This is a genomic window from Fibrobacter intestinalis (assembly GCF_900167415.1).
Lineage (GTDB): Bacteria > Fibrobacterota > Fibrobacteria > Fibrobacterales > Fibrobacteraceae > Hallerella > Hallerella intestinalis.
Genome location: NZ_FUWU01000012.1, coordinates 44,101 through 67,586, shown reverse-complemented (window position 1 = coordinate 67,586; position 23,486 = coordinate 44,101). Strand labels below are relative to the sequence as shown.

21 protein-coding genes and 1 pseudogene are annotated in these 23,486 nt (G+C 46.3%); 3 read left to right on the top strand and 19 right to left on the bottom strand.

Annotated features, from left to right (window positions below; all coding sequences use genetic code 11):
* From B5D40_RS04930 to B5D40_RS04920, 3 genes and pseudogenes are all read right to left on the bottom strand, one after another.
* A pseudogene (locus B5D40_RS04930) lies at positions 1 to 206 on the bottom strand (IS5/IS1182 family transposase); the annotation flags it as partial.
* Positions 207 to 306: 100 nt separating this feature from the next.
* Positions 307 to 963 (bottom strand): hypothetical protein, encoded by a 657-nt coding sequence (locus B5D40_RS04925; RefSeq protein ID WP_143394435.1) that lies wholly within the window; start codon positions 961 to 963, stop codon positions 307 to 309.
* Between the two features lie 75 nt (positions 964 to 1,038).
* Complete coding sequence (locus B5D40_RS04920) at positions 1,039 to 1,395, bottom strand: TM2 domain-containing protein (RefSeq protein ID WP_078776002.1); 357 nt, start codon at positions 1,393 to 1,395, stop codon at positions 1,039 to 1,041.
* 27 nt (positions 1,396 to 1,422) lie between these two features.
* Between B5D40_RS04920 and B5D40_RS04915 the strand changes: the two genes are divergently transcribed.
* Complete coding sequence (locus tag B5D40_RS04915) at positions 1,423 to 1,902, top strand: helix-turn-helix domain-containing protein (RefSeq protein WP_078776001.1); 480 nt, start codon at positions 1,423 to 1,425, stop codon at positions 1,900 to 1,902.
* A gap of 284 nt (positions 1,903 to 2,186) precedes the next feature.
* Here the strand turns inward: B5D40_RS04915 and carB are convergent, their stop codons facing one another.
* Positions 2,187 to 5,405, bottom strand: coding sequence for a carbamoyl-phosphate synthase large subunit (gene carB / locus B5D40_RS04910; protein ID WP_078776007.1), 3,219 nt, complete (start codon positions 5,403 to 5,405; stop codon positions 2,187 to 2,189).
* Positions 5,406 to 5,730: 325 nt separating this feature from the next.
* Between carB and B5D40_RS04905 the strand changes: the two genes are divergently transcribed.
* Complete coding sequence (locus B5D40_RS04905; RefSeq protein WP_078776000.1) at positions 5,731 to 6,450, top strand: phosphatase PAP2 family protein; 720 nt, start codon at positions 5,731 to 5,733, stop codon at positions 6,448 to 6,450.
* Here the strand turns inward: B5D40_RS04905 and murD are convergent.
* From murD to B5D40_RS04850, 11 genes are all read right to left on the bottom strand, one after another.
* Positions 6,447 to 7,769 carry a UDP-N-acetylmuramoyl-L-alanine--D-glutamate ligase gene (murD, locus tag B5D40_RS04900; RefSeq protein ID WP_078776006.1) on the bottom strand — a complete coding sequence of 441 codons (1,323 nt, stop codon included), beginning with the start codon at positions 7,767 to 7,769 and terminating at the stop codon, positions 6,447 to 6,449. The two genes, B5D40_RS04905 and murD, sit on opposite strands and share 4 nt — an antisense overlap.
* An 11-nt stretch (positions 7,770 to 7,780) precedes the next feature.
* Complete coding sequence (locus B5D40_RS04895) at positions 7,781 to 9,019, bottom strand: M16 family metallopeptidase (protein WP_078775999.1); 1,239 nt, start codon at positions 9,017 to 9,019, stop codon at positions 7,781 to 7,783.
* A gap of 33 nt (positions 9,020 to 9,052) precedes the next feature.
* Positions 9,053 to 10,798 (bottom strand): hypothetical protein, encoded by a 1,746-nt coding sequence (locus tag B5D40_RS04890; RefSeq protein WP_078775998.1) that lies wholly within the window; start codon positions 10,796 to 10,798, stop codon positions 9,053 to 9,055.
* Entirely contained in the window at positions 10,795 to 12,366 is a 1,572-nt protein-coding gene (locus B5D40_RS04885; protein ID WP_078775997.1) for an NAD(P)/FAD-dependent oxidoreductase, read from the bottom strand. The genes B5D40_RS04890 and B5D40_RS04885 overlap by 4 nt, the downstream gene beginning before the upstream one ends.
* A 1-nt stretch (position 12,367) precedes the next feature.
* Positions 12,368 to 12,817 carry a GtrA family protein gene (locus B5D40_RS04880; protein ID WP_078775996.1) on the bottom strand — a complete coding sequence of 150 codons (450 nt, stop codon included), beginning with the start codon at positions 12,815 to 12,817 and terminating at the stop codon, positions 12,368 to 12,370.
* A 192-nt stretch (positions 12,818 to 13,009) separates the two neighbouring features.
* Positions 13,010 to 14,734: a hypothetical protein gene (locus tag B5D40_RS04875; RefSeq protein ID WP_143394436.1), complete on the bottom strand. Its 1,725-nt coding sequence runs from the start codon at positions 14,732 to 14,734 to the stop codon at positions 13,010 to 13,012.
* Between the two features lie 8 nt (positions 14,735 to 14,742).
* Positions 14,743 to 15,300 (bottom strand): hypothetical protein, encoded by a 558-nt coding sequence (locus B5D40_RS04870; RefSeq protein WP_143159449.1) that lies wholly within the window; start codon positions 15,298 to 15,300, stop codon positions 14,743 to 14,745.
* A 17-nt stretch (positions 15,301 to 15,317) separates the two neighbouring features.
* Positions 15,318 to 16,559, bottom strand: a complete 1,242-nt coding sequence (locus tag B5D40_RS04865; RefSeq protein WP_078775993.1) for a transcription antitermination factor NusB — start codon at positions 16,557 to 16,559, stop codon at positions 15,318 to 15,320.
* Entirely contained in the window at positions 16,538 to 17,476 is a 939-nt protein-coding gene (fmt, locus tag B5D40_RS04860; protein ID WP_078775992.1) for a methionyl-tRNA formyltransferase, read from the bottom strand. Before fmt ends, B5D40_RS04865 begins: the two co-directional genes overlap by 22 nt.
* Positions 17,477 to 17,554: 78 nt before the next feature.
* Positions 17,555 to 18,670 carry a hypothetical protein gene (locus tag B5D40_RS04855; protein ID WP_143394437.1) on the bottom strand — a complete coding sequence of 372 codons (1,116 nt, stop codon included), beginning with the start codon at positions 18,668 to 18,670 and terminating at the stop codon, positions 17,555 to 17,557.
* Positions 18,671 to 18,881: 211 nt separating this feature from the next.
* Positions 18,882 to 20,150, bottom strand: coding sequence for a M18 family aminopeptidase (locus B5D40_RS04850; RefSeq protein WP_078776005.1), 1,269 nt, complete (start codon positions 20,148 to 20,150; stop codon positions 18,882 to 18,884).
* Between the two features lie 191 nt (positions 20,151 to 20,341).
* On the opposite strand from B5D40_RS04850, the gene B5D40_RS04845 reads away from it, so the two are divergent.
* Complete coding sequence (locus B5D40_RS04845) at positions 20,342 to 21,124, top strand: biotin--[acetyl-CoA-carboxylase] ligase (RefSeq protein WP_078775990.1); 783 nt, start codon at positions 20,342 to 20,344, stop codon at positions 21,122 to 21,124.
* A 320-nt stretch (positions 21,125 to 21,444) separates the two neighbouring features.
* On the opposite strand, the gene B5D40_RS04840 is transcribed toward B5D40_RS04845, so the two are convergent.
* The 4 genes from B5D40_RS04840 to B5D40_RS04825 form a co-directional block, all read right to left on the bottom strand.
* Complete coding sequence (locus tag B5D40_RS04840) at positions 21,445 to 21,789, bottom strand: hypothetical protein (protein WP_143394439.1); 345 nt, start codon at positions 21,787 to 21,789, stop codon at positions 21,445 to 21,447.
* 63 nt (positions 21,790 to 21,852) lie between these two features.
* Positions 21,853 to 22,047 carry a hypothetical protein gene (locus tag B5D40_RS04835; RefSeq protein ID WP_073304977.1) on the bottom strand — a complete coding sequence of 65 codons (195 nt, stop codon included), beginning with the start codon at positions 22,045 to 22,047 and terminating at the stop codon, positions 21,853 to 21,855.
* Positions 22,034 to 22,933: a 4-hydroxybenzoate octaprenyltransferase gene (locus B5D40_RS04830; RefSeq protein WP_078775988.1), complete on the bottom strand. Its 900-nt coding sequence runs from the start codon at positions 22,931 to 22,933 to the stop codon at positions 22,034 to 22,036. The genes B5D40_RS04835 and B5D40_RS04830 overlap by 14 nt, the downstream gene beginning before the upstream one ends.
* Positions 22,930 to 23,484: a UbiX family flavin prenyltransferase gene (locus tag B5D40_RS04825; protein ID WP_078775987.1), complete on the bottom strand. Its 555-nt coding sequence runs from the start codon at positions 23,482 to 23,484 to the stop codon at positions 22,930 to 22,932. The genes B5D40_RS04830 and B5D40_RS04825 overlap by 4 nt, the downstream gene beginning before the upstream one ends.
* Positions 23,485 to 23,486: the final 2 nt, after the last annotated feature.

Here is a 23,486-nt window from a genome sequence, read left to right as displayed (position 1 = left end):
TGCTTCAGGATGATGAGCCCGGTCATGAGACGGATCGGCTTGTTTGGCGCACCCATCTTTTCGTCGAACAATTTGGAAAACTCGGTCTCGAACTTGTTCCAGTCAATCTTGTTCGCGAGAACGTAGAGGGGGTGCTTGTGGTTCAACTGTTCCTCAAGGGAGCAGAAAAGGCTTGTCTGGGCGTGGGATTTTGGCGGTCTGTACATAAAAAATGCAAGGTTTTCAGTCATATTTTAGAAATCCTTGCAATATTTTCACAGGGTAGAAATCAGTTTTCCCCAATAGTTATGCGGGTTGGACGAGATTTTAAGGGAGGACTATATAACGCCGAATTCGCTTTTTCATTACATATTTATCTTCATCCTTAATCAACTCCAAATAATCCTCTGGAGACACACTTTTTCTATAGCGTTGTTTTAAATATTCACGTTCATCACTATTTGAATAAATTTCAAAATAATCTTTCATATCTTCATCAGATAGATTATCAAGATATTCACAACGCTCCGCCCAAGCCTTTGCCTGCTCTTGGCGTTCTCTTTCCCATCTTTCTTGTTGTTCTTTCCTCTCTCGTTCACGTTTTTCTTCTTCGTAACGTCGTTGTTCAGCCTCCATACGTTCGCGTTCTATTTGGAGTCGTTGTTCCTGCATTCTATTTTCAGCTTCTAACTGACGCTGACGGTCTTCACGTTCTTGCCTTAATTGCTCTTCGCGAAACTTTCGGTCTTGTTCTTCACGTTCATGTTCACGACGACTTTGTTCTTCTCTATATTTCCGTTCGTGTTCATCACGTTCACGTTCGCGACGAGCTTGTTCTTCACGCGCCTTTTGTTCCTGTTGCAAGCGTTGACGTTCAATCTCATTTTGCTTATTCATCGCTTCAACTCGGAGGCAATCCGGGCAAAGATTGACTCCCATCACGGCTCCAATACGACCACAACGCGCACATCTTCTTTCAGCCATATAAGAAACCTCCTTTGAAATTATTGTTCAATACCATAAAAAACACATGATTTTGCAAAGGCAAAAGCAAACCGTTTAAACATCTTTTTTTTCAAAGCTGTCGTCAACAGCTTTTTCAACACGTCCTGTCAGATATGCACCCATAGAATTTCCCTGCTCTGCCGCCTTATCTGCCGCCATAGACGCGAAGCCTTTAAGCATGTTTTTCGCACCGTTAGAACAGGATTGAATAGATTCAGCACTATATTCACCATTTTTGGGTTTTAGTCTACCCAAAGCAATGCAAATAATATCAGCAATCCATAGTATGCCAAAGCATCCCAAAGTCTCCAATTTGACAAGTCCTATTAAAGGATACCCTAAATAGAACCTATCTATACCAAACCCTCCAAAAATGATTGAAAGGATTAATGCGATATTCTTGTCTTTCATATAATACCTCACCGTTAAGGACGCCAAATGGCAACCAACACACGTAATATAAGTTCATGGTTGCCATACGGCAACTTCAATTTTACAGAAATTTGCGTTTTTCCTTACTTTTTTGAAGCCAAACGGCAACTGCCAGACCGAGGTAAAATACAGACAATTCAATATACAGCTTCAAGAATGGTTGCCATACGGCAACTAACGGCATATACCAAATCGCTAGCTTTAGTAATTATGCTAGACCCCGAAGTGACCATCGCGCACATTCGAGAAAACATCCGACAGAAAATACAGGATGCGGGTTACGCTACTATAGAAAAGTTCGCCTACGAGAACAATCTAACCAAATCAACAATCACAAGAGCAATAAACGGTTCAAGAAATCCTCGTCTCATCACACTGATTGAGATTGCGAACGCATTAAACATAAACCTTTCTGAGCTTTTAGATTTATGCCACATTGAACATCCGCTGGCACGAAAAACAAAACCAACAATTCGCAACAAGTAACTATTTCATTCTGTAAGTTCACTTGAGACACCATTAAACCATTGCATCCAAAGCAATGGTCTTTTTGTTTTTAGGGCGGGTGGGCGGGGCAAGCCCGGGCGTTGCGGGTGCGGCGACTGAGCGCCCGTTAGAAGGGGTGGAGAGCAACGGAGTGCGAACCAGGGGAAGACTTTCCCCTATATACACAAAAAAGGCCGCAGCATTTTATTGCTACGGTCTTTAATGCTTTTTGACACGCTTGTAATGGCGATGCCGGCACAGGGGCCGGCATGACACTTTAGGCGTTACACCTCTTCGATGCTCGCGTGGTATTCCTGGAGGCTCTTCACAGCACCATGTCCGTTCCTTGCAGCGGCGATGCCCTTCACGGTGTTGTAGGCACCGGCAAGCGTCGTGATGTAAGGCACCTTGTACTTGATGGCGGCCTTGCGGATAGCGCTTTCGTCCTTGATGGCGTCGCGCTTTGCCCACGGCGTGTTGATGACGAGGTTCACCTGCTTGTTCAGGATGATGTCGAGGACGTTCGGGCGGCCTTCGGCAATCTTGTTCACCACTTCGCACTTGACACCGGCCTTCTCGTAGAACTTGGCGGTTCCTTCGGTGGCGTAAATCTTGAAGCCGAGCTTCTGGAATTCCTTGCCGATTTCGATGGCCTGTTCAGACAAGTTAACCTTGTCGGAGAGGCTGATAAGCACGGCACCTTCGTTCGGGAGGAAGGAACCGGCGGCTTCCTGGCTCTTGTAGTAAGCGAGGGCGTAGTCGTCGGAGAGGCCGAGCACTTCGCCAGTGGAACGCATTTCGGGGCCGAGAACCGGGTCCACCTTCGGGAACTTGTCGAAGGGGAACACAGCTTCCTTGGCGCCGTGGTGGTTGAACTTCTTGTCCTTGAGCTTCAGGTCTTCAAGCTTTTCGCCGAGCATGAGGCGCGTTGCGAGGCGGGCCATCTGCGTGTTACAAACCTTGGAGACCAGAGGCACGGTACGGGAAGCGCGCGGGTTGGCTTCGAGGACGAACACCTTGCCGTCTTCGATAGCGTACTGCATGTTCATGAGGCCGCACACGTGGAGGGCTTTAGCGATCTTGCGCGTGTAATCCTTGATGGTGGCAAGGTTTTCCTTGGTAATCGTGACCGGCGGGATGATGCAGGCGGAGTCACCGGAGTGGACACCGGCAAGTTCCACGTGTTCCATAACAGCGGGAATGTAAACGTGTTCACCGTCGCTTAAAGCGTCAGCTTCGCATTCGAGCGCATTATGCAAGAATCTGTCCACAAGAAGCGGGCGATCCGGAGTCACGCCCACGGCCTTTGCCACATACTCGCGGAGCATATTTTCGTCGTAGATGACTTCCATGCCGCGACCGCCAAGAACAAAGCTGGGGCGAATCATAATCGGGTAGCCGCCAATCTGCTTGACGCAAGCGAGGGCTTCGTCGATGTTCGTGGCCATGCCGCTTTCCGGCATCGGGATGTTCAGATTATCCATCATCTTGCGGAACAGGTCGCGGTCTTCGGCGATGTCGATGGAGTCGATGCTCGTGCCGAGAATCTTCACGCCTTCGTCGGAGAGGGCGCGGGCGATGTTCAGCGGAGTCTGGCCACCGAACTGCACGATGACACCAGCCGGCTTTTCCTTTTGGTAAATCTGCAAAACATCTTCAAGGCAAACGGGTTCAAAGTACAGCTTGTCGGAGGTGTCATAGTCGGTGGAAACGGTTTCCGGGTTGCAGTTCACCATGATGGTTTCGTAACCCATTTGTTTTAGGGCCATTGCCGCGTGGCAGCAGCAGTAGTCGAATTCGATTCCCTGGCCGATTCTGTTCGGGCCACCGCCCAAAATCATAATCTTCTTCGGGTTCGTGGTAGCGGTTGATTCGTCCTTAGCATTGTAGGTGCTGTAGTAGTAGAACTGGTTTTCTACGCCGCTGACCGGCACAGCACACCAACCTTCAACAACGCCAAGTTCGATACGCTTCTTGCGCACATCCTTTTCGCGGATGCCGAGAATCTTGGCGATGTACTTATCGCTGAAGCCATCCTTCTTGGCCTGAACGAGAAGTGCATCGGCAGGCATTTGGCCCGGCGTCTTGAGCATTTCTTCTTCGAGTTCCACGAGTTCCCGCATCTGCTGTACAAAGTAAGCCTTTTCAAAAGTGACCGCAAAAATTTCTTCGTCGGTCGCCCCTTTGCGAATCGCTTCGTACATCTGGAAGTGGCGTTCGGAACTCGGTGTCTTCATCATTTCAAGGAGTTCTTCCTTGCTCTTCTTGTTGAAATCCTTGGCAAAGCCTAAGCCCGCACGACCGTTTTCAAGGCCGCGAATCGCCTTTTGAAGCGTTTCCTTGTACGTCTTGCCAATGGCCATGACTTCGCCCACCGCTTTCATTTGCGTGCCGAGGGAATCTTCTACGCCGCGGAATTTTTCAAATGCCCAGCGAGCAAATTTCAGCACAACATAATCGCCGGACGGTGTATATTTTTCAAGACTTCCGTCGCGCCAATAAGGAATCTGATCCAGGGTCATGCCGGCAGCAAGCTTCGCCGAAATGAGCGCAATCGGAAATCCCGTCGCCTTGGAAGCCAGTGCCGAAGAACGGCTGGTACGGGGATTGATTTCAATAATCACCACGCGGCCGCTCTTCGGGTCGTGAGCGAATTGCACGTTCGTTCCGCCAATCACGCCAATGCTTTCCACAATTTTGAAGGCATCGCGTTTCAAGCGTTCTTCGAGGGCCTTGTCAATGGTGAGGAAGGGAGCAGCGCAGAAGGAGTCGCCCGTGTGCACTCCCACCGGGTCGATGTTTTCGATGAAGCAGATGGCTATCATCTGGTTCTTGGAATCGCGAACGACTTCAACTTCGAGTTCTTCCCAGCCGAGGATGGATTCTTCGATGAGGCACTGGTGGGTCATGGAAAGTTCAAGACCGTTGGAGCAGATGGTGCGGAGTTCTTCCACGTTGTAGCAGAAACCGCCGCCTGCACCGCCCATGGTGTATGCCGGGCGAACCACCACCGGGTAGCCGATTTCTGCAACGATCTTTTCGGCTTCTTCCACAGAGTGGCAAATGCCGGAACGCGGGGTGTCGATGCCGAGCTTCTGCATGGTTTCCTTGAAGATTTCACGGTCTTCGCCGCGTTCGATAGCGTCGAGGTTCACACCGATGACCTTCACTCCGTATTTGTCGAGAACTCCCGCCTTGCTCAGTTCACAAGCGAGATTCAAACCGGTCTGTCCCCCGAGGTTCGGGAGAAGGGCATCTGGACGTTCTTTCGCGATAATTTGCTCCAAGCGATGCACATTCAACGGTTCGATATAAGTCGCATCCGCCATCACCGGGTCTGTCATGATGGTCGCCGGGTTGGAGTTCACCAGAACGATTTTATACCCATTTTCGCGAAGGGCTTTGCACGCCTGCGTTCCCGAATAGTCAAATTCGCAAGCTTGACCGATCACAATCGGGCCGGAACCAATAATAAGGACTTTGTCGATACCTTGAAGTTTCATAAAATTCTCCATGAGTTAAATCCATAAAAAAAACGCCGAACCAAAAGATTCAGCGTTCCAAAAACAATTCGATTTAGAAATGGGAAGGGCGGAAAATCCTGCCGAACAGGAAGACGCAAGAGTAAATTTATTCATCGAAACCGAAATCATTTACTTTTCCATTTCTTGAAAACTTAAATTGGTTCAAATTTAAACAAAATGGAGAACTTTCAACCCATTATCCCTCAAAAAAAATGCAAAATTGTTCTTTTTAACAAAAAACGTCAGTTTTTCCACACGCCGTTCCGCACGTTAAAAAATATATTGTGAAAAACAGGAACTCAGAATGAAATTTTTTCCCATCCTTTTCTGCATCAGCGCGACAGCCCTCGTAACACTCGGTTTTGCGAAAGAAAAAATCCACTTCGTCAAACCAGAGGATATGCCCAAAGCCATTTCTTTTTTACCGCCGCCACCAGAAAAAGGAAGCCTTTCCTATTCCGCGGACAGCGTCCGGTATTTGCAAGGAAAAGCGCAACGAAATTCTCCCCGCGGGGATTCCGCCATCCAGCACGCCAACGGCAAGCCCGCCTCCCTGCTGAAATTTTTTGGCTCCGCCATCGGCATCCCTTTAAACGAAAACGATTACCCCATCACAGCAAGCCTTGTCCGCAGTGTTTCCAAAGCGACAAAAGCGACCATTAAAGAAACTAAAAAGACCTACGCGAGGCACAGACCCTATCAGGATTTTAAGGAGCCGACATCCGTTCCAAGCGAAGAATCGCCAACGGATTTTACTTCGTACCCGTCCGGGCATACGACAAGAGCCTGGGCCGTGGCACTCCTCTTTGTGATGCTGGATCCCGCACATCAAAACGAAATTCTGAAAATGGGATACGAAATGGGACAAAGCCGTGTGATAGCCGGATTCCATTACCAGAGCGATGTCGATGCCGCTAGACTTGCCGCCAGCGCCGCTTTCGCCCGTCTCTGCGCCGAGCCGCAGTTTTTAGAAATGGTGCAAAAAGCAAAACAGGAAATTCGCCAGAAAAAATCCTCGCCTTAAAACGCATCCACCAGTTTGTCGAAAGCTTCACCACGGGCCTTGTAATTTTTGAAAAGGCCAAAGCTTGCGCACGCCGGAGACAGCAAAACCGCTCCGCCATTCCCTACCGAACACGCATCTGCAAATGCTTCATCAAGCCCTGAGAAAATTTTCATCGGCACAGATGTTTCCACTTGACGCAAAGCGTCCTGCATCCGTTCGGCAGTCGCTCCGATAAGCGCAATGCGTTTTAAATTTTGTATTCCAGCAAGAGTCCGAGCCAGTTCCGAGAAATCCGCGTTCTTTTCGGAGCCTCCCAAAATCAATGCGAAAGGACGGTTCATGCTTTTGACGGCAGCCATCGTCGCGTCGGGTCGGGTCGCATAAGAATCGTTGTAAAAAACGATTCCTTTTTTTTCGCCTTTAAATTCCATGCGGAATTTCAAAGATTCATAATTTTTCAACGACTGCAACGCCGTCGGTACATCGGCTCCAAGCGCTTTTACCGCCAGCAGAGCCGCCGCCATATTTTCAAGCTGGAACGATCCGATTTTTTTGCAGTCCGCCAATTTTAACGTACAGCCATCGATCTTCAACGAATCCGAAGAGAATACGGCATCCGCATCTCGAGAACCATAGCACAACTTCTGCGCTCCGGATTCACGAGCGATTGCCGCAGAAGGTTCCGCATCCCGAATGTAAACGCAAAAATCCCCGCGTTTTTGCCAGCGCACCAGATTCGCTTTGGCATCCCGGTATTCTTCCACGGATTTGTGCCAATCCAAATGTTCCGTCGAAACCCGAAGCACTACCGCAACATGCGGCGAAACGGGCAAAGTCATCAGCTGAAAGGATGAAAGCTCCAAAATCGATATGCGATCGGGCGTTTCGTTTTCCAGCAGATCCAATGCAGGCACGCCAAAATTGCCGCCTATTTCGGACGGTATTCCGCAAGCGTTGAGAGCATGGCGAATCATACTGACCGTACTTCCCTTGCCAAGAGTTCCCGTAACGCCGACAACCGACCGGGATTTGGTTTCTTTCAAAAAAATTTCTATCTGACTTGTTAAAGCACCGCCGTTCATCTGAAAGTGGAAAATTTCTTTTTGAAGCGGATAGACTCCCGCGGATCGCACAACCGTCACCGCGTTTTTCAAACCGTCCATGTACTTTTCTCCGCTGAAAATTTTCACATGAACGTCTGCGGGAAGTTCCGGCAGTTCCACTGGATTTTTATCCATCACGACAATTTCGCGGATTCCCTTGCGCACCAGATAGCGCAAAGTACTTTTGCCTTCGATTCCAAAACCCAAAATGCCTACAGGAGCCGCTATATCCATTGTCACCTCTTTTATTTTGGTTTGACCATTGCCGTTGCAAAAGGAGCATTCTTAAAAGCCCCGCGCAATAGTTCCACCAGATATTCTTCCGAAAAATTTTTCACCTGCGCTTCGGTCTCGTTAATGGAGAAAATTTTCCCCAAATGCATCATTTGATCCGCCATGCGCATCAATCGTTTTTCTGCACTGTCCGCGCCAATCCGAAGTCCGCCGATGATATTCATTTTTGTCCGCTCCAATTCCCCTTTTTCAAATCCGTCATTCAAAAATTTTTGAAATTCTCGAGCGGCGATTTCCAAGGCTTCTTCGGTCTTGTCCGGTGCCGTCGCCAAAGAAACTCCCCAACCAAGAGTATCCGTATAGACATCGGTCATCGAATACACGCTGTAGGCAAGCCCACGGTCTTCGCGGATTTTTTGAAACAAACGCGAACCCATATCGGCACCAAACGCCACATTGAAAATGCCAAGAGCCCGAATAAAATCCATTTGAAAAAACGATTTTTCAAAACTCGTTCCCCAAAATAAATTCGACTGGCTCAGCTCTTTTTTAAAAAGGGTTTTGCGCTGGGCATTTGCCGAATAGCTATTAGCAAACGGCCTTTTCGCCGATTTTTTCTTTTCAAAAAAACGCCCGACCAAATCCACTAATTCCCGGTGGTCGATTTTTCCCACGGCGCAAACCACAATCGGCAAATCTTCTAGAACCTGGCGTTCGTATTCCCAAAGCCCTTCGCTAGTCAAGCCCCGAACGCTTTTCACCGTGCCCGCAATCGGAAACGAAAGCCCGCAACCGCGATAATGGATTTTGTTGAACAAATCCCCGACGCATTCTTCGGCAATGTCATCATAGCTGTGAATTTCTTCAATGATGACTTTGCGCTCTTTTTCCATTTCCTTTTCATCAAAGCGGGGACTCATCAGCATATCCGCAATGACATCTACGGCAAGCGGCAAATCTTCCCGAATCACCTGCGCATAGAATCCCGTTTCCTGCCGAGTCGTATAAGCTTCTAAATTACCGCCGCGATCTTCTAAAAGGTGTGCGATTTCCAATGAAGAACGTTTTTCGGTTCCTTTAAAAACCAGATGTTCATAAAAATGCGAAAGCCCATTGATCTCTTCTGTTTCATGGCGGGAGCCTCGGGGAATCCAGGCACCAACCATCGCCGAATATGTTCCCGGCATTAAATCCGAAAGAACCGTGATACCGTTGTCTAAAACAGTTCTTGAAATAGTTTGTCGGAGCATGGCCGCAAATGTAGCAAATTCAAATCCGTATTGCTAAATCACCAAAAACAGAGCCACCGATGAAACGGCAAAAACAATAGCCAAAAGCACTCCCAAAATTTTCCAACGCCGAGAGGTATCCGGAAGCGAAACGCCCACCACAAAAAACGAGATAACCGAAAGCAATACCGGCATGATGTAGCGGAAATCGTTGCTACACGAAAACGGAATTTTTATCCGCAAGAACAACAGTGCCGCAGTAAACGCCAATCCCGAAACAAGCATAATGAACAGCGGCAAATTCCATTTGGTTTTCCAAATTCCGCGAATACTGTAAAGCAAAATGCCCAAAGCCGATACGCTGACTATCACGGCAAGCCCTTGACCAAAAGCAAGATTTGTCCACGAAAATTCTCCAAATAGCGACGTCTTTATCGCGTAATTCCAAAAATACTGTCTGCCGCCCGCATCGTTCCAAGCGCTGACAAATGCATTCATCAAAAAATCCCGCAAATCAAAGAACAGATAATTTCCCGGCAAATTTCCCACACGCAAAGCGGAATTCAACGAATGCGCGTTATCAACCAAAGAAGCATTTCCAAAGACTTTAAAAACGATAACCGTCAAAGCCCAAATAAAAATGGCAGCAAGGGCCGACCATTCTCCAAATTTCGGACGCAAGCGGCGACGATTCGCATATCCCAACACAAAAGAAAGCACTACGGTTCCAACACTCACAATGCCCGTTGTCTTTGTCCAAAAAGCCAAAAACGCAGCGACTGCAGCAAAGCCGATAAACTTAGCCCGACCATCCTCTTTTCCTGTCACATAACAAAGCGATCCCCACAGGCAAATCGCATGCCACAGAAAAAAGAGCTGATCATTTCCAATTCGCGGGGCGCACAAAACCAAGCCCGGCCAGAAAACCCACAAAAGAGTTCCCAACGCGAGAGCCTTTCCCGAAAGCAATCTTTTCAACGCCAAAAATCCAAACAGCAGCGTAAATGCCGACAAAAATAAATCGGCAAATTGAATCATCCGAGGAGGCGAAAAGCGCAGACATTCCGCCATTTTCCAAACCGGAGCCATCAAAAGATAATACACTGGTGGATGGTAGCACGCCCAACATTCTTCATTATCTGGGACGCTAAAATTCTCCGCCACATAGCGAATATAATCCACATGGGCATCGACATCATACGCAAAACGGGAATACGGCGTTTGCGAAGCAAAATAAATGCGAAGGACTACGCCCAAGCATAAAAGCAGAGAACAAACGAACCCGATTTTCAAACGTCGCAATAAACAAAAAAGCAAAAGCGCAAAAGTGAATAGAGCCAAAAAACGCGAAGCTTCTACCCAAAAATTCGTCGTCTTCGCCGAAATATTCAAGCCTCCAAGACCGCCATTATTGCGAACTTCCAATTCTAAATGCGTCGAGTCCGCCGGAATTTCCTTCAAAATCGAATCCAATGAAAATACAAATCCGCCAGCATAATCACAATGCCCCGGCGTATCGTGCAAAGAGAATCTTTCACCATTTACAGCAATCCATTCCGCACAATCGTCCGGAACAATATGCAACTCGTAATCCAGATTCAAAGGATGCCGCACATCAAAGGTAAAGCGGAATCGTTCTCCTTTTTGGAAAATTTCTTTGTACGGAAATTCTACAAACTGCTCCGCACCATCGATAACAATCGCCACATTTTTCAATTCCGCTTTTATCGTTTGAAAAAAGACGACGCAAGCGATGCAGATCAAAGCGAAATAAAATTCTTTCAGACGAAAGATTTTCATCCTTTTTTCCCTTCGTGGTATTCCTCTTCGGTATTCACATTCCAAATGGCAGATTTATCGGACGAATTTTCCCGAATGCACTTCACTGCTTCCATCGCCGTCAGCATGCTATGATCCATATTGTTGTATTTGTGCATTCCGTTCCGCCCCATCAAAAACAAATTTTCCAAGGCGTCCAAATAGGAACGGACTTCTCCAAATCGCTGATACGTTCCAAAATAAGCGGGATAGGTTTTGGGAACGCGAAAAAGCACCGCATCCCGAACGGAAGATTTTTTAGCGACATGAATTTTTTCCAGTTCCGAAATCGCAAAGTCGATAAAATCCGAATCCTTGCTGTTCCACATCGAATCGCCTTCATTGACAAAATATTCAAGGCCTATCCAAACTTTCGAAGGATCCGAGACCAAATACGGACTCCAATTGTTGAAAACTTGAATCCGTCCCAGCTTCACATCCGACTCCTGCACATAAATCCAATTGTCAGCGACAAATTTCAATTTACATTCCGGCGTTCCGGGCTTTGCCGGATTGGGGATATCCAAAGAATCCAGCAACAAACCCACCGTCATAAAATCCCGATACACAAGACCATTTGCAATTTCCCGCACCGAATCGGGAACTCCGGAGAGCGCGCCGACCAGATTTTTCACCGGCATCGTACTCATAAAATAATCGGCACCAAGCGTTTTTTCTTCGCCGTTTTCCGTAAATTTCACCGACGAAATACGATTTTCTGACCGTTCAAATTTTGTGACCTTCGCTCCAAAACGGATTTCACCGCCAAGTTTCCGAATTTCATCGGCAACGACTTCCCACAATTCTCCAGGACCGAGTTTCGGATATAAAAATTCCCCGATCAAACTCGTTTCGGTATCTTTCTGGCGAACAGAATTTGTTTTTTTCGGAAGCATCGCTTTAAAAGCGTGCAAAAGGGTCTTGGCAATCGAAAGGCCTTTAATCCGCTGGGCTCCCCAATCCGCACTAATTTCATGACAAGGAATTCCCCAGACTTTTTCCGTATAATCCCGGAAAAACGTTTTGTAAAGTTCCACGCCAAAACGATTGATCATAAAATCTTCCAGCGATTTTTCTTTGCGCTTGGGAAGAACGCAGACTTTGATGTAGCTCATGCCGATTTTGAACATTCGACAAAGTCCCAAGTTTCGAATTGTCGCCACATTGAGCGTCACCGGATAATCGAATAATTTTCGCGTATAAAGAATGCGGGAAAGGCGAGAACGCACAAGCATCACGCGGTCGTCTTTTTCGGGATCCGGGCCATTTTCTGTCAAAGAAGTTTTCCTACCGATTGCAAGATCATCTCGACTAGGCGCTCCCTGCAACGGCAAGATATTTGTCCACCAGTCCATCACCGTATCGCTTTTGCTGAAAAAACGATGCCCGCCGATATCCATGCGATTTCCCTTGTAAACCGCCGTTCGAGAAATTCCGCCGACAAAATCATTTTCTTCTAAGACAATTGGTTTTACATCCGTCGTTTTTAAAAGTTCATAGGCAGCGGTAAGCCCCGCAGGTCCAGCACCGACAATAATCGCTGTTTTCATATCAATCCTTTAACGATCTAAAAAGAAAAAATTTGCGAGCACCGAAATTCCAAAAAAGTACAAGAACGGCAGCAAGGACTTTCGCAAACATCGGCATCAAACTTAAAAAATCCACAAACGCCCACATCAAAAATTGATTGAACGCAACACCCAAAATGCCGATGACGACAAACAGAGAAAATTCCAACGATTTTTTTTCCACATTCCGTTTGCACGCCCTAAAAACCCAACTGACACTTGCCAAATAATTTACCACAAGGCCGCCCGCCAGTCCAAAAATATTCGCTATCAAATAATGCCATTTCAAAATGTAGAGGCAAAAGGCAAATAATCCGAAATCCACCAAAAACGCCAAGCCCCCGGCAATTCCGTAGCGCCATATTTGCCCAAGAAGATTCTGAGGAGACAAATTTTGGGCCAAATGATGACACGCTGAAGAAAGTTGCTTCATATTTTAAATTTAGCTTATTTTGATTATCGCATTTTCTACGGAAAGAATTTCTTCAAAGAATCTTCCCAAAATGAAGGCCTTTGTAGAACAACAAGAAAGGACGGTCTTCCGAGCATTCGTATAAATCATTTCTTGAGAAAACTAGCCACTCTAATGACGCCGATTTTTTGAAAATGGATTTTCAAAGGTGGACTAAAATTTTTTAACGATATTACAGAAGAATCGAGTCACATCTTCGCCGCCATTTGGAACCTGAACTAAATTTTTGCCCAGCGAATGAACCAATGTTGCCGATAATGACAATCCGTATTTAGGGAAATTCTGCGTAAAAGAGGCGTCCCAATACCAGCTGCCTTTTACAACAAATGGATTCTCGGATCGCAGATTCCACCTTGCATCCGAACGATACGACCAAGAATGTTGAATCCAAAAATAATCCCATAGATTCCATTCCGCACCAATAGAAACCCATTCTTCCGCCGGATTTACTTCAAATCGTTCTTCGTCGCCATCAATGCGTTCTAGCCCCGCACGCGCCAAAAGAGAAAATATTTTTTCGTAACGATACGCAAGCAGCGCTTCTCCGGAAACGCCTCGAATCCAGGAATCTATTCTATCTACATCGCCCGTCCGATAAACATAAGGATTTTTTCCTGCGCCTCGTGGTTCTTTTTCATCAATGCCAAATGTCTCAGCCCCTTTTTCAATCCAACCTGCCACATTCACACCAAATTCAAACAAATTCACCCGAGTGCGCAAATCCATATACAAACGGTGCAACTGCATCACTCCGTCCGTTCGCAAATGAATGGTATCGGTATTATAATATTCGTAATCTTCACCCAACGGATTCAAAGTTGATGCGACATGATTTTTAAAACCGACATTTGTCCTTACCCATGCCGATGCAGGAAGTTCCAAATTTACGCTGTCCTTGCCAGCAAATTCCCGTCCACTGGTTCCTATAAATCCCGCCAATGTTAAGCGTTTTGCCGGACGCAACGAAATTTCCAAAAATGGAAATACAACATAATCGTCTCGGATTCCGAAAGGAACCGCGCCGCTATCATCCACAGCCCGGAATGCCGCTCCCAACGCCAAATTCCACAGGCGAAAACTTTGCGAAAGAGAATCCTCCCCGATTTTTACCGAGCCGCTGATTTCTTTCCGGTTGCCAACCGTCTTATTTTTTAAAAGAGTGTATTCCCCATTTTCAAAGACCAAATTCGCATGAAAATAACGCGAGTCAAAGCGGGTTTCTGCGCGAGGCTTAAGCTCCACAGGAATCCAGCGTCCGCTTTCCCCCATTTCCCAAATATATTCGTGCCCCGCCAACGCCAACACTTCAAAAGACGATGCGGAATAGCCAAGCCCTGCGTACATAGTACTAAAAAACGGAAGATTTTCGCCAAATAAAGAATAGCTGGTAGTGCCGACCATCCTTTCTCGTTCCGCACGAGATTTGACCGAATAATGATCCACTTGAAAATATCTGGCGGTCGTCCAAATGCCATCATAAGATTTGGAACGAAATCCTACTTCCTGCATCGGCGTGCGATTCGGAGCGGCTTGATTCCAACCGCCAACGCGAGCATCCTGATACATCATATCTCCAATTTCATTCCCCACAGAAAGCCACACCGAAGGATCTTGCACATCCCACAACGGCGTTGCCGAAAGGCGATTGACAAGCATTCTGTATCGCATTTTTGATGGGGTCCATTCTTCACTTTCCGAATGAATTCCGCCCATTTGAGAATTGCGGTCATAAACAAATGTCGGCGATGCCGTCAAAAAGGTTCCATCGAAACGAGTGTCTTGCATTCCTTTCGTTTCCGGCGTGATTTCCGCAAATACACAAATACCAGCCAAAAGCAGTATTCGCAAAATCCTATTGAAATGATTCAGATAATTCACGCTCACTCCTACCAAATTTGCCGCTGGATATAGAAACCAAACAAGACCGTTTCCGAAGTTTCCGGAGCCGTCCACAAACGTTCAAAATAAACCTTCGCACCAAGTCGCCATTTTTGCGTCGAAATGATCGGCAAATTCAATCGGGCAAAAAAACCGAATTCCGATTCGTTGTCTTCCAAAGTCGTCTTCGAAAGATCGCCACCTTCTGCACGCATCCAAATGCAACTGAATCCCGCCCCAACAAGTACGGGTTTTATAAATGGAATCGGATAATCTAAACCGACACGCCCAATCGCCATATGCGTTCCGTCATAAGAGACGCCACTTTTCGTAGGCAAATAGGAATATCCGAATTGCACGATGCCAACCCAATTTCGGAAAAAACTGTAATCCAATTCCAAAAGACCGTAATAAGAATCTTCAAATCCTTGCGACGCATCATCTAGCAAATACAAAGCTCCACCTTCCATCGCTAATGCGGCATGAGAAAATTCCTCGGTCGGCACATTCTCTTTGGCAAAAAGAACTGACGCAGCGAATACAGCCAACAGTAAAATTTTCGGCATTAAACTCTCCTCAATCGTTATTTTTTTCGCAACGCCGCCGCAAAAAAACGATCCAAACCAAATTCATTTTTTGAAATACGAACCGGCAAACCAACTTGTTCAAAATCGGGATGCGCTTCCAAAAATTTTTTGACAACCTTATCGGTTTCCACAGGTTCAGGGCTGCATGTCGCATAAACAAGAATGCCGTTTTTCTTCAACGCCGAAACTGCCGTTTCTAAAATATGGAATTGTATTTTGGACAAATCCAAAACATCCTTTAGCGACAAACGGTATTTGACTTCCGGACGGCGAGAAAGAACGCCCAGATTGCTGCAAGGGACGTCGAGTAAAATCCGATCAAAACGTTCAAAAAAAGAATGGGCAGTTACATCCAGAGTTTGCACACTTATATTCGACAGAGAAAGACGGGAATGCAAATCCTGCATAGGCAACAAACGTTCTGCCGAAATATCGGACGCAAGAATTTCCGCATGGGGATACATTTCTGCAAGCAATGCGCTTTTTCCACCGGGAGCAGCACAAGCATCCCACACGCTCATCCCATTTTGTATTTGCAACAAATTCACCACTTCAAGTGCCGCCGGATTCTGTATGGAAAAAAATCCTTCTTTAAATTCCTTGCTGGCCAATAATTCTCCTAAATGGGGATTTCCTTCCGGAATTTCAATGAATCGATTTTTATAAATGCGACCCGAAAGTGCCAATCGTTTTTGCAATTCTTCTGCCGATATTTTCTGCACATTCACGCGCATCCATTGACTAGGGCGTTCCACAGTTTCTTTGGAAAACTCTTCGGCATAAACAGGACCGCAATAATCCAAAAGCCTACGCACAAGCCATTCCGGCATCGAATATTCAAGGCTTAAACGCAAAACATTTTGTGGAGGAAGCGAAGGAAGTCCGTCCCTATCCAAACGGCGCAAAATCCCATTTACCAAATTAACAGAGCCTTCTCCAAGATTTGCCTGGCGAGCAAGTTCCGCACTGGAATCGATCACCGCCCGATTGGGGACATCCATAAAGAACATCTGATAAATGCCCATTTCCAGCACACATTGCACATCCAAACCTGGCATCCGTCGAACCGATTTTCGAATAGCGTGCAATAGCCGCAAATGCCTTCGACACACACCTAAAGCCAGTTCCTTGGCAAATGGCGAAAGGGAATGTTCCCGCAAGAGCTTTCCCGTTTTTCGCCAATCCACCAAAGCGCCAAAAGCGGAAAATCTCGTTTTTAATCCATCGTTTTGAAGCACAGATTCTCCTGGTTCTTATTTTGTATTCCCCGAAGAAAATCTGCCGCTGGCATGGGACGTTTTCCTTCCAGTTGAATTTCCAACACTTCGAGTGTTCCATTTCCTGTCCCGACCAACAGTCGATCTTTTTCATTGCGGACAAAACCCGGAGGAATCGCCAAATCTTTTACCACATCGGTCTTGCGAAAATAGGCAATTTTGCCGTTGAATTTGCAAAACCCGCCCGGCCAAGGGAAAAAAGCGCGAATGCGATTGTGAATCTGTTGTGCGGATTGCGAGAAATCAATTTTTCCATCCTCTTTTTTCAACTTGGGAGCCGGGGACGCGTTTGCATGATCCTGTTCCGAAAGCGATTCGCATTTTCCTTCAAAAATCCGTTGCAGGGCGGAATCCAACGCTTCGCAACCGGGGGCGACCATCTTATTCAAAATATCTTCTTCGGTATCATAAGGGCCAATCGGAATTTTCCGCTGTTCCAAAATGGGACCGTGATCCATTTTCTCGTCCAACAAAAAAATGCTTACACCAGTCATTTTATCGCCATTCGCAATCGCCCACTGCACAGGAGCGGCACCACGATATTGGGGAAGCATACTGCCATGAACATTGACCGCCCCAAATTTGGCGCACCCCAAAACGCGTTTAGGCAAAATAGAAAACGCAACCACAACAAAAATATCCGCCTGATAGCGCAAAAGCTCCTCGGCAAAAGAGTCCTCTTTCACTGAAGCCGGTTGCAGCACCGGGATTCCCAACGCCAGCGCTTTTTCTTTAACCGGAGGCGGCGTGATAACTCGCCCACGCCCTACTGGACGATCGGGCTGTGTTACTACGGCTACAACCTGATGCGAGCCACTGTGCAAATGTTCTAAAAAATGAGCCGCAAAAACCGGCGTTCCCATAAAAATAATTTTCATGGTTTAAAAATAGAAAACCGCCCCGCCCTGCATAAAGCCAACGGCGAGACGGAACCCATAGGAAGGGATTTCTTTGTTTTAGAATTCAAAGCTCACGGATGCGCCTGCACCAAAATAAACGTCATCCGAATCGCCATAGTCGTCTCCTAATGGAATGCAAGCGCGGAAATATCCATCCATCGAAAGTTTTTCCACCGGAGAGAAATATGCCTTCGGGCCGATAAATGCCTGCGCCAGCTCCGCATCGGAATCCAAAGTCATCGTGTGATATTCCCCTTGAACGCCGACAGAGAGTAAATCGTTGATGGCAAAGAGGGGTTCCACGTAAGCAAACATGTATTCCGGAGCATCGACAAGAGTCGGATCATCATCGTCCAGCAATGCATAGTAAGCCGTACCCTTGATTGAAAATTTTCCCAAGTTCACTTCCGGTTCCACCGTAAACGCATGGCTCATCTTGGGAGAATCTTCGGAAAGCGCATCGGAATAAAGCCCGTAAACAAGCTGCACATTTGCCATTGTCCCAAACACCAGGTTTGCCGTCACACCAGCGCGCAAGCTATTGGCGTTTTCCACCTGATAACTTTTGTAATTCACATAAGGACGAATTGTATGATCGCCCAAAGCCAACTCGTAAGCAACGTGCGCATCGTAAGTCGTGCAGCCCGCATCCGAAGCATCGCAATCGTCATCATCGGTACCAAAGCCCAAACCAACGACCAAGCCGTAAGCGTCCACTTCAATACCGCGAATGCTGCGTTCCATCATACCGGCGGCAGCATCACCCGGATCGTCGTAATCGTAATACCGAAAAGCCCCTTCCGAATAGGTCATATCGCCCGCTTTAATGGCGATTTTGTCGTTGAGCTGGTATTGGATAAAAGCACCATCATAAGCAAAGCCTGGAGCTGTATTGTCATCATCAGCGGAGATGGCAGCTTCCGCAGACCACTTATCATTGAATTTCACCTGAAAGAGCAGATCGAAAGTCGATGAATAATCGTGGAACCATTTGTCGTCCTCGGCATTATTGTCGATTTCGCCGCGTGGATCCACCTGCTTGTAATGCGTATTCGCTTCAAACTCGACAGAGCCCGAAACGGCAAAACTAGGGCCATCGCTTTTAGCGTCCTGCGCAAACAGAAAAGATGCTGCAAGCGAAGTAGAAAGGCAGAGGAGGATTTTGTTTCTCATAGCGTATCCTTTGGTTGAATTATTCCGCACCATAAACATTGCAAAAATCATGCCACCCCCTTTTCTTTCCAAAAAGAGGGTAAAATTTATGCTTTTTTCGCAAATTAGAACAATTTAGTCTTTCCTTTTTACAAAAAAGTCAAAACAAACATTTTATCGTCACACAAAACGCCCTTTGTCGTTATGACCAAAAAACGCAAGCCATTCCACTCTACTCCATTTTCCCTAAATGCATCGCCTTTTTTCTAAAAAAGGATTGCATCAATTGGCACATTCGTTTGTGATCGATTACCGAACCCATTTCCCGAATGCTGTGCATTCCCAAAATCGCTTCACCCAAATCCACCGTCGGAATACCCAAAGCCGCCGAAAGGCATGGGCCCACCGTACTTCCGCAAGGCATATCATTCCTTGAAACGAATATCTGGTATGGCATTTGCAAGTCTTCGCAAAGCGCTTTGCATTGCGCACAAGCAATCGCTTCGCTGGCGTAACGCTTTTTGGCATTTTCCTTGAGCACAACGCCTTGACCCATCAACGGAGAATGATTCGGTTCCATCTTGTCTCCATAAGCGGGATGCGTCGCATGAGCGACGTCTAAAGAAAACAGCAAGGAATCCGAAAGTATGCCAAACAATTCTCCTTGCTTCATTTGTATTGAATTTGCGATTCTATTCAAAACAACGAGCCCAAAATTCCCGGCAGCACCATCCCGCGTTTCCGAACCCACCTCTTCGCTATTCAAAAACAACGCTCCGCAAACATTTTCCGGCTCTCCCGATTCAACCATTCCAGATAAAATCGAATCGCACGAAAGCAAATTATCCAACCGCCCCGAATAAATCCACTCTTGATGAAAACCGCCTAAAGCCGCAGGCTGCGCATCAAAAAATTGCAAATCAAAATCCACAACACGAGAGCCAACAAAGTCTTCTAAAGCGGAGATAAAATTTTTTGTTTTTCCAGCAGAAAAGCACACGTTCAACTGCGTCTGCGGATTGATTTGAAAGCCTTCTTCATTGACATTTCGGTTCAAATGGATAGCCAATTCCGGGATTCGGCACAAAGCATTCATCCGAATTCTTTTTTGCACCAAACGATTTTCTTCTCGAACTACAACCATTCCCGCAATGCCTAAATCCCGATCGAACCAACTGGAAAGCAGTGCGCCTCCGTAAACTTCTGGATGCAGCAAGTGAATGCCCGCAGTTTCCAAATCCGGATTCGGAGTGATTTTCATCGTCGGAAAATCCGTATGAGAGGCCGCCAAACGAAAACGCGTTTCTGAAGATAATACAGAAGGAATACGGAACGCAAACAAGGCCGCACCTCTATTTACGAAATAAGATTTTCCCCTTTGCAAATTCCACGTTTCCGTTTCTGTCAATTCCTGAAATCCAGCTTGAAGAAGTTCTTTCGAAATAGCCGAAACCGTATGATACGGCGTCACCGCTTCATCTAAAAATTTCAATAAATCCATAAAACCTCCAATAAATACCGTCGCCACAAAACGGTAAAAATCAATGCAAAATTACTTTTTTCAGTAAAAATTTTCCGTTCAAAAACACAAATCGAGTCGCAAGAAGTAAAAGATTTACAAAAAAAATCGATGCGTAAAAAAACATTCCCGGCTCCTCCAAACCTCCAAGCGCAATTAACTACTATTACAATATGAAAGATTTCTTTTCTACAGAAAAACCTTTTTCCTCTTGGCAAATTCAAGGTCTTCATGACAAGCCGGCGAAACTTTTTTCTTCTTTGAACAGCACGCACCGCTACACAAAAGACCATTTGCGCGAATTGAACGCGGGCGATGTCATCGTCGCCGATTCTCAACAGAACGGACGTGGCAGACACGAGCGCACCTGGCTTTCACCCGCTGGGAAAAATCTCTATTTCAACATCCTGTATCCGCTACAAGGATTTACTCCAAAAGAATATCCGCAACTGATGCAAATCACAGCGATTTCCATTGTTCAACTGGTTCGTCAAATCGGCATCCAAGCTAGCGTCAAATGGCCCAACGACATTCTCTGCGATAAAAAAAAATTTTGCGGCATGATTTCGGAACTCCTAAATAAAAACGGAAAGCCTCTATTGAATATCGGTATTGGCATCGACGTCAATGCAAGCGAAATGGATTTCAAAGAAATCGAACGCCCCGTCACCAGCCTTATGCTGCTTCTAGGGAAAAAAGTCAATCGGGAAATTCTCCTCCAGGAAATTCTCCAAAACTTAAAATCCGCTTTGGAAACAACGCGTGTTCAGGGAATTCGCCCCTGGATTGAAGAATGGCGAAAGATGGACCAGTTTATCGGCAACAAAGCGCGCATCGTCGAAGGCGAAACCACAATAGAAGGAACAATTTTAGATATTAACGACGACGGCAGCCTATTATTTTGTACGAGATCAGGAGAAATTCTTTCCCGCTACACCGGGGATTTGGAAATTTAACTGGACACTATATCGATAAAATGGCGTGGCAAACTTTCTCGACAAACTTTTCGTAATCGTTAAAAATCACTGAAGATTCTCGAAATTGGCGTAGCGCGCGATAGGGAGTTCATTTCAAAACGTCACGAGCAAATCCGCATTTGCCAAATCCACCGAAGGAACGATTGTCCATTGCACGGAATTTTCACGCCGTTCCTTGTAACGCTTGAGTGCATCAATGTATTCGTCACGGCGATTCGCATGGCCTTTGCGAACGGCAAATTTATACGTGTTGTATGAAAAAAGCGGTATTCCGATTAAATGAAAAGGGATAGAAGCCGCTAAAAAAAGTACTCCTGCAACGTGCGTAAGAGCGACATCAAACCACCTTCGTCTGAAGAATAGCACACTCCATATATTCCCCCAACAAGGAAAAATGTTCCGCCTCCCACCAAAAGACCACCGATAACCATGCCTGCTACGTTTGGACCATAATGAGATTCCAAATTTTCGTCAGCAATTAAATTGTTGTAAATTTGAACGCTGTCGCCATTCCATTCAACGGAAGTTTTTTCATTTTGTTCCAACGGATTTTTCGCCAAGAAAATCTTATTTTCCGCCGCACTAGCATGCCCCAAAAGTAAATTCAGCAACAGAAACAATAAGAAACATTGATATCGCATCATTTCAAAGTTTTCTCCAGTTGAAGAATTCCTCCGTGTTTGGTTTTTAATTTAAAAAACATCTCGCTACTTGTCCCGCCATTTCAATACAAAATTCACCCCTAGTGCCACGGCAAGCAAAACGATGAAAACCGTAAGAGCCCTATCTCCCGATTCTTTTGGGATCATTCCCCACTCCATTCCCAAGACATCGGCAAGCGAAAGCACGGCAATCCATGTTGCGGTTCTTCGGCAAACTTTCAACTTATCATCGTAACGCATCCGCATCGCCTCCTAAAAAAATCCACGCCAAAAGTCCAAGCATCACCAATAAACTAATTCCGACATTCGCCAAGAAAAAATCCCGATTCATCGCATCCAAATCATCGGACCTTCGGAACAAATGAATATAGGCAATCGCCGCGGCCATAAGCCCAAAAACACTCCACCAGGCGATTCCCATTTTCCAATAAAGTCCAAAGGCAAAACTCAACGCAAGCATCATCAGATGGCTCGCCAGCGCAATTTGCAAAGCCTTGCGACGACCGAAGCGGGCGGGAACGGAATGGAGTCCCATCTTGCGGTCAATCTCTTCGTCCTGCGTCGCATAAATAATGTCAAAACCGCCCATCCAAAGCATCAAAATGAACATCAAAAAAATCGGAAACGCCGCAAATTCTCCGCGAACGGCAATCCAAGCGCCTAGCGGACTCATCCCAATCGCCAATCCCAAATACCAATGACAAAGCCACGAAAAACGTTTCCAATAAGAATAAAAGCAAAGTGCTGCTATCACAGGCAACGAGCAAATTCCCGCCAGCGGATTCAGCATCCACGCCAAGGCGCAAAAAAGAATCGCATTCACCGCAACAAATCCCGCTACGGAACGTTTGGAAAGTTTTCCCGTCACCAAATGGCGCTTGGCCGTTCGAGGATTTTCTGCATCCATTTTGGCATCGACAAGTCGATTAAAAGACATGGACGTATTGCGAGCCGTTACCATGCAAAGGACGATTAGAATCACCAGCCGAAAAACTTCACCCGGCGACATTTCTCGAAATCCGTTCGCAGCAACCCACATGGAACCCAGCGCAAAGGGCATCGCAAAAAGAGAATGGCTAAAGCGAACCAAGTGCCCATACTCAACTATCTTTGAAAAAAAGCTCATTTTGCAGAACCCCATTCTGGAACAATTTGATTGGGAACATTCAGATGTCGCAAAATTTTAGAGACAACCGTATCGACCAAATTTTCTATGGTCGCCGCATGGGAATAGAAATGCGGGCTCGCCGGAATCACCACGGCACCGGCCAGCGTCAAACGTTCCATATTTTTAATGTGAATCAAATTGTACGGCATTTCACGTGGCACAACAACCAACGGACGCCTTTCCTTTAAACAAACATCCGCCGTTCGAGTCAAAAGATTGTCCGCAATTCCGTTCGCTATTTTTCCAAGAGAACCCATACTGCAAGGAACTATCGCCATACCGGCGAAGTTAGAATTTCCGCTTGCACAACCCGCAAAAAAATCATCGATATTCAAAATGGCATCCGCTTGATTCAACGCTTCGGACATCCCTTCGTAATTGGCTACCGTCTTTCCTGCAGTCGTTTGAATGAGCGTCACGGAATATCCCATTTTTTGCAAATGCCATAAAGTTCTCGCGGCATAAATAGCACCCGAAGCTCCCGTAACACCTAGCACAAAACGACTCATTT

Excerpts from the sequence above, each read along its gene's own strand:
- B5D40_RS04925 (WP_143394435.1), bottom strand. The coding sequence starts at position 963 with ATGGCTGAAAGAAGATGTGCGCGTTGTGGTCGTATTGGAGCCGTGATG.
- B5D40_RS04920 (WP_078776002.1), bottom strand. The coding sequence starts at position 1,395 with ATGAAAGACAAGAATATCGCATTAATCCTTTCAATCATTTTTGGAGGG.
- B5D40_RS04915 (WP_078776001.1), top strand. The coding sequence starts at position 1,423 with ATGGCAACCAACACACGTAATATAAGTTCATGGTTGCCATACGGCAAC.
- carB (WP_078776007.1), bottom strand. The coding sequence starts at position 5,405 with ATGAAACTTCAAGGTATCGACAAAGTCCTTATTATTGGTTCCGGCCCG.
- B5D40_RS04905 (WP_078776000.1), top strand. The coding sequence starts at position 5,731 with ATGAAATTTTTTCCCATCCTTTTCTGCATCAGCGCGACAGCCCTCGTA.
- murD (WP_078776006.1), bottom strand. The coding sequence starts at position 7,769 with ATGGATATAGCGGCTCCTGTAGGCATTTTGGGTTTTGGAATCGAAGGC.
- B5D40_RS04895 (WP_078775999.1), bottom strand. The coding sequence starts at position 9,019 with ATGCTCCGACAAACTATTTCAAGAACTGTTTTAGACAACGGTATCACG.
- B5D40_RS04890 (WP_078775998.1), bottom strand. The coding sequence starts at position 10,798 with ATGAAAATCTTTCGTCTGAAAGAATTTTATTTCGCTTTGATCTGCATC.
- B5D40_RS04885 (WP_078775997.1), bottom strand. The coding sequence starts at position 12,366 with ATGAAAACAGCGATTATTGTCGGTGCTGGACCTGCGGGGCTTACCGCT.
- B5D40_RS04880 (WP_078775996.1), bottom strand. The coding sequence starts at position 12,817 with ATGAAGCAACTTTCTTCAGCGTGTCATCATTTGGCCCAAAATTTGTCT.
- B5D40_RS04870 (WP_143159449.1), bottom strand. The coding sequence starts at position 15,300 with ATGCCGAAAATTTTACTGTTGGCTGTATTCGCTGCGTCAGTTCTTTTT.
- fmt (WP_078775992.1), bottom strand. The coding sequence starts at position 17,476 with ATGAAAATTATTTTTATGGGAACGCCGGTTTTTGCGGCTCATTTTTTA.
- B5D40_RS04855 (WP_143394437.1), bottom strand. The coding sequence starts at position 18,670 with ATGAGAAACAAAATCCTCCTCTGCCTTTCTACTTCGCTTGCAGCATCT.
- B5D40_RS04850 (WP_078776005.1), bottom strand. The coding sequence starts at position 20,150 with ATGGATTTATTGAAATTTTTAGATGAAGCGGTGACGCCGTATCATACG.
- B5D40_RS04845 (WP_078775990.1), top strand. The coding sequence starts at position 20,342 with ATGAAAGATTTCTTTTCTACAGAAAAACCTTTTTCCTCTTGGCAAATT.
- B5D40_RS04840 (WP_143394439.1), bottom strand. The coding sequence starts at position 21,789 with ATGATGCGATATCAATGTTTCTTATTGTTTCTGTTGCTGAATTTACTT.
- B5D40_RS04835 (WP_073304977.1), bottom strand. The coding sequence starts at position 22,047 with ATGCGTTACGATGATAAGTTGAAAGTTTGCCGAAGAACCGCAACATGG.
- B5D40_RS04830 (WP_078775988.1), bottom strand. The coding sequence starts at position 22,933 with ATGAGCTTTTTTTCAAAGATAGTTGAGTATGGGCACTTGGTTCGCTTT.
- B5D40_RS04825 (WP_078775987.1), bottom strand. The coding sequence starts at position 23,484 with ATGAGTCGTTTTGTGCTAGGTGTTACGGGAGCTTCGGGTGCTATTTAT.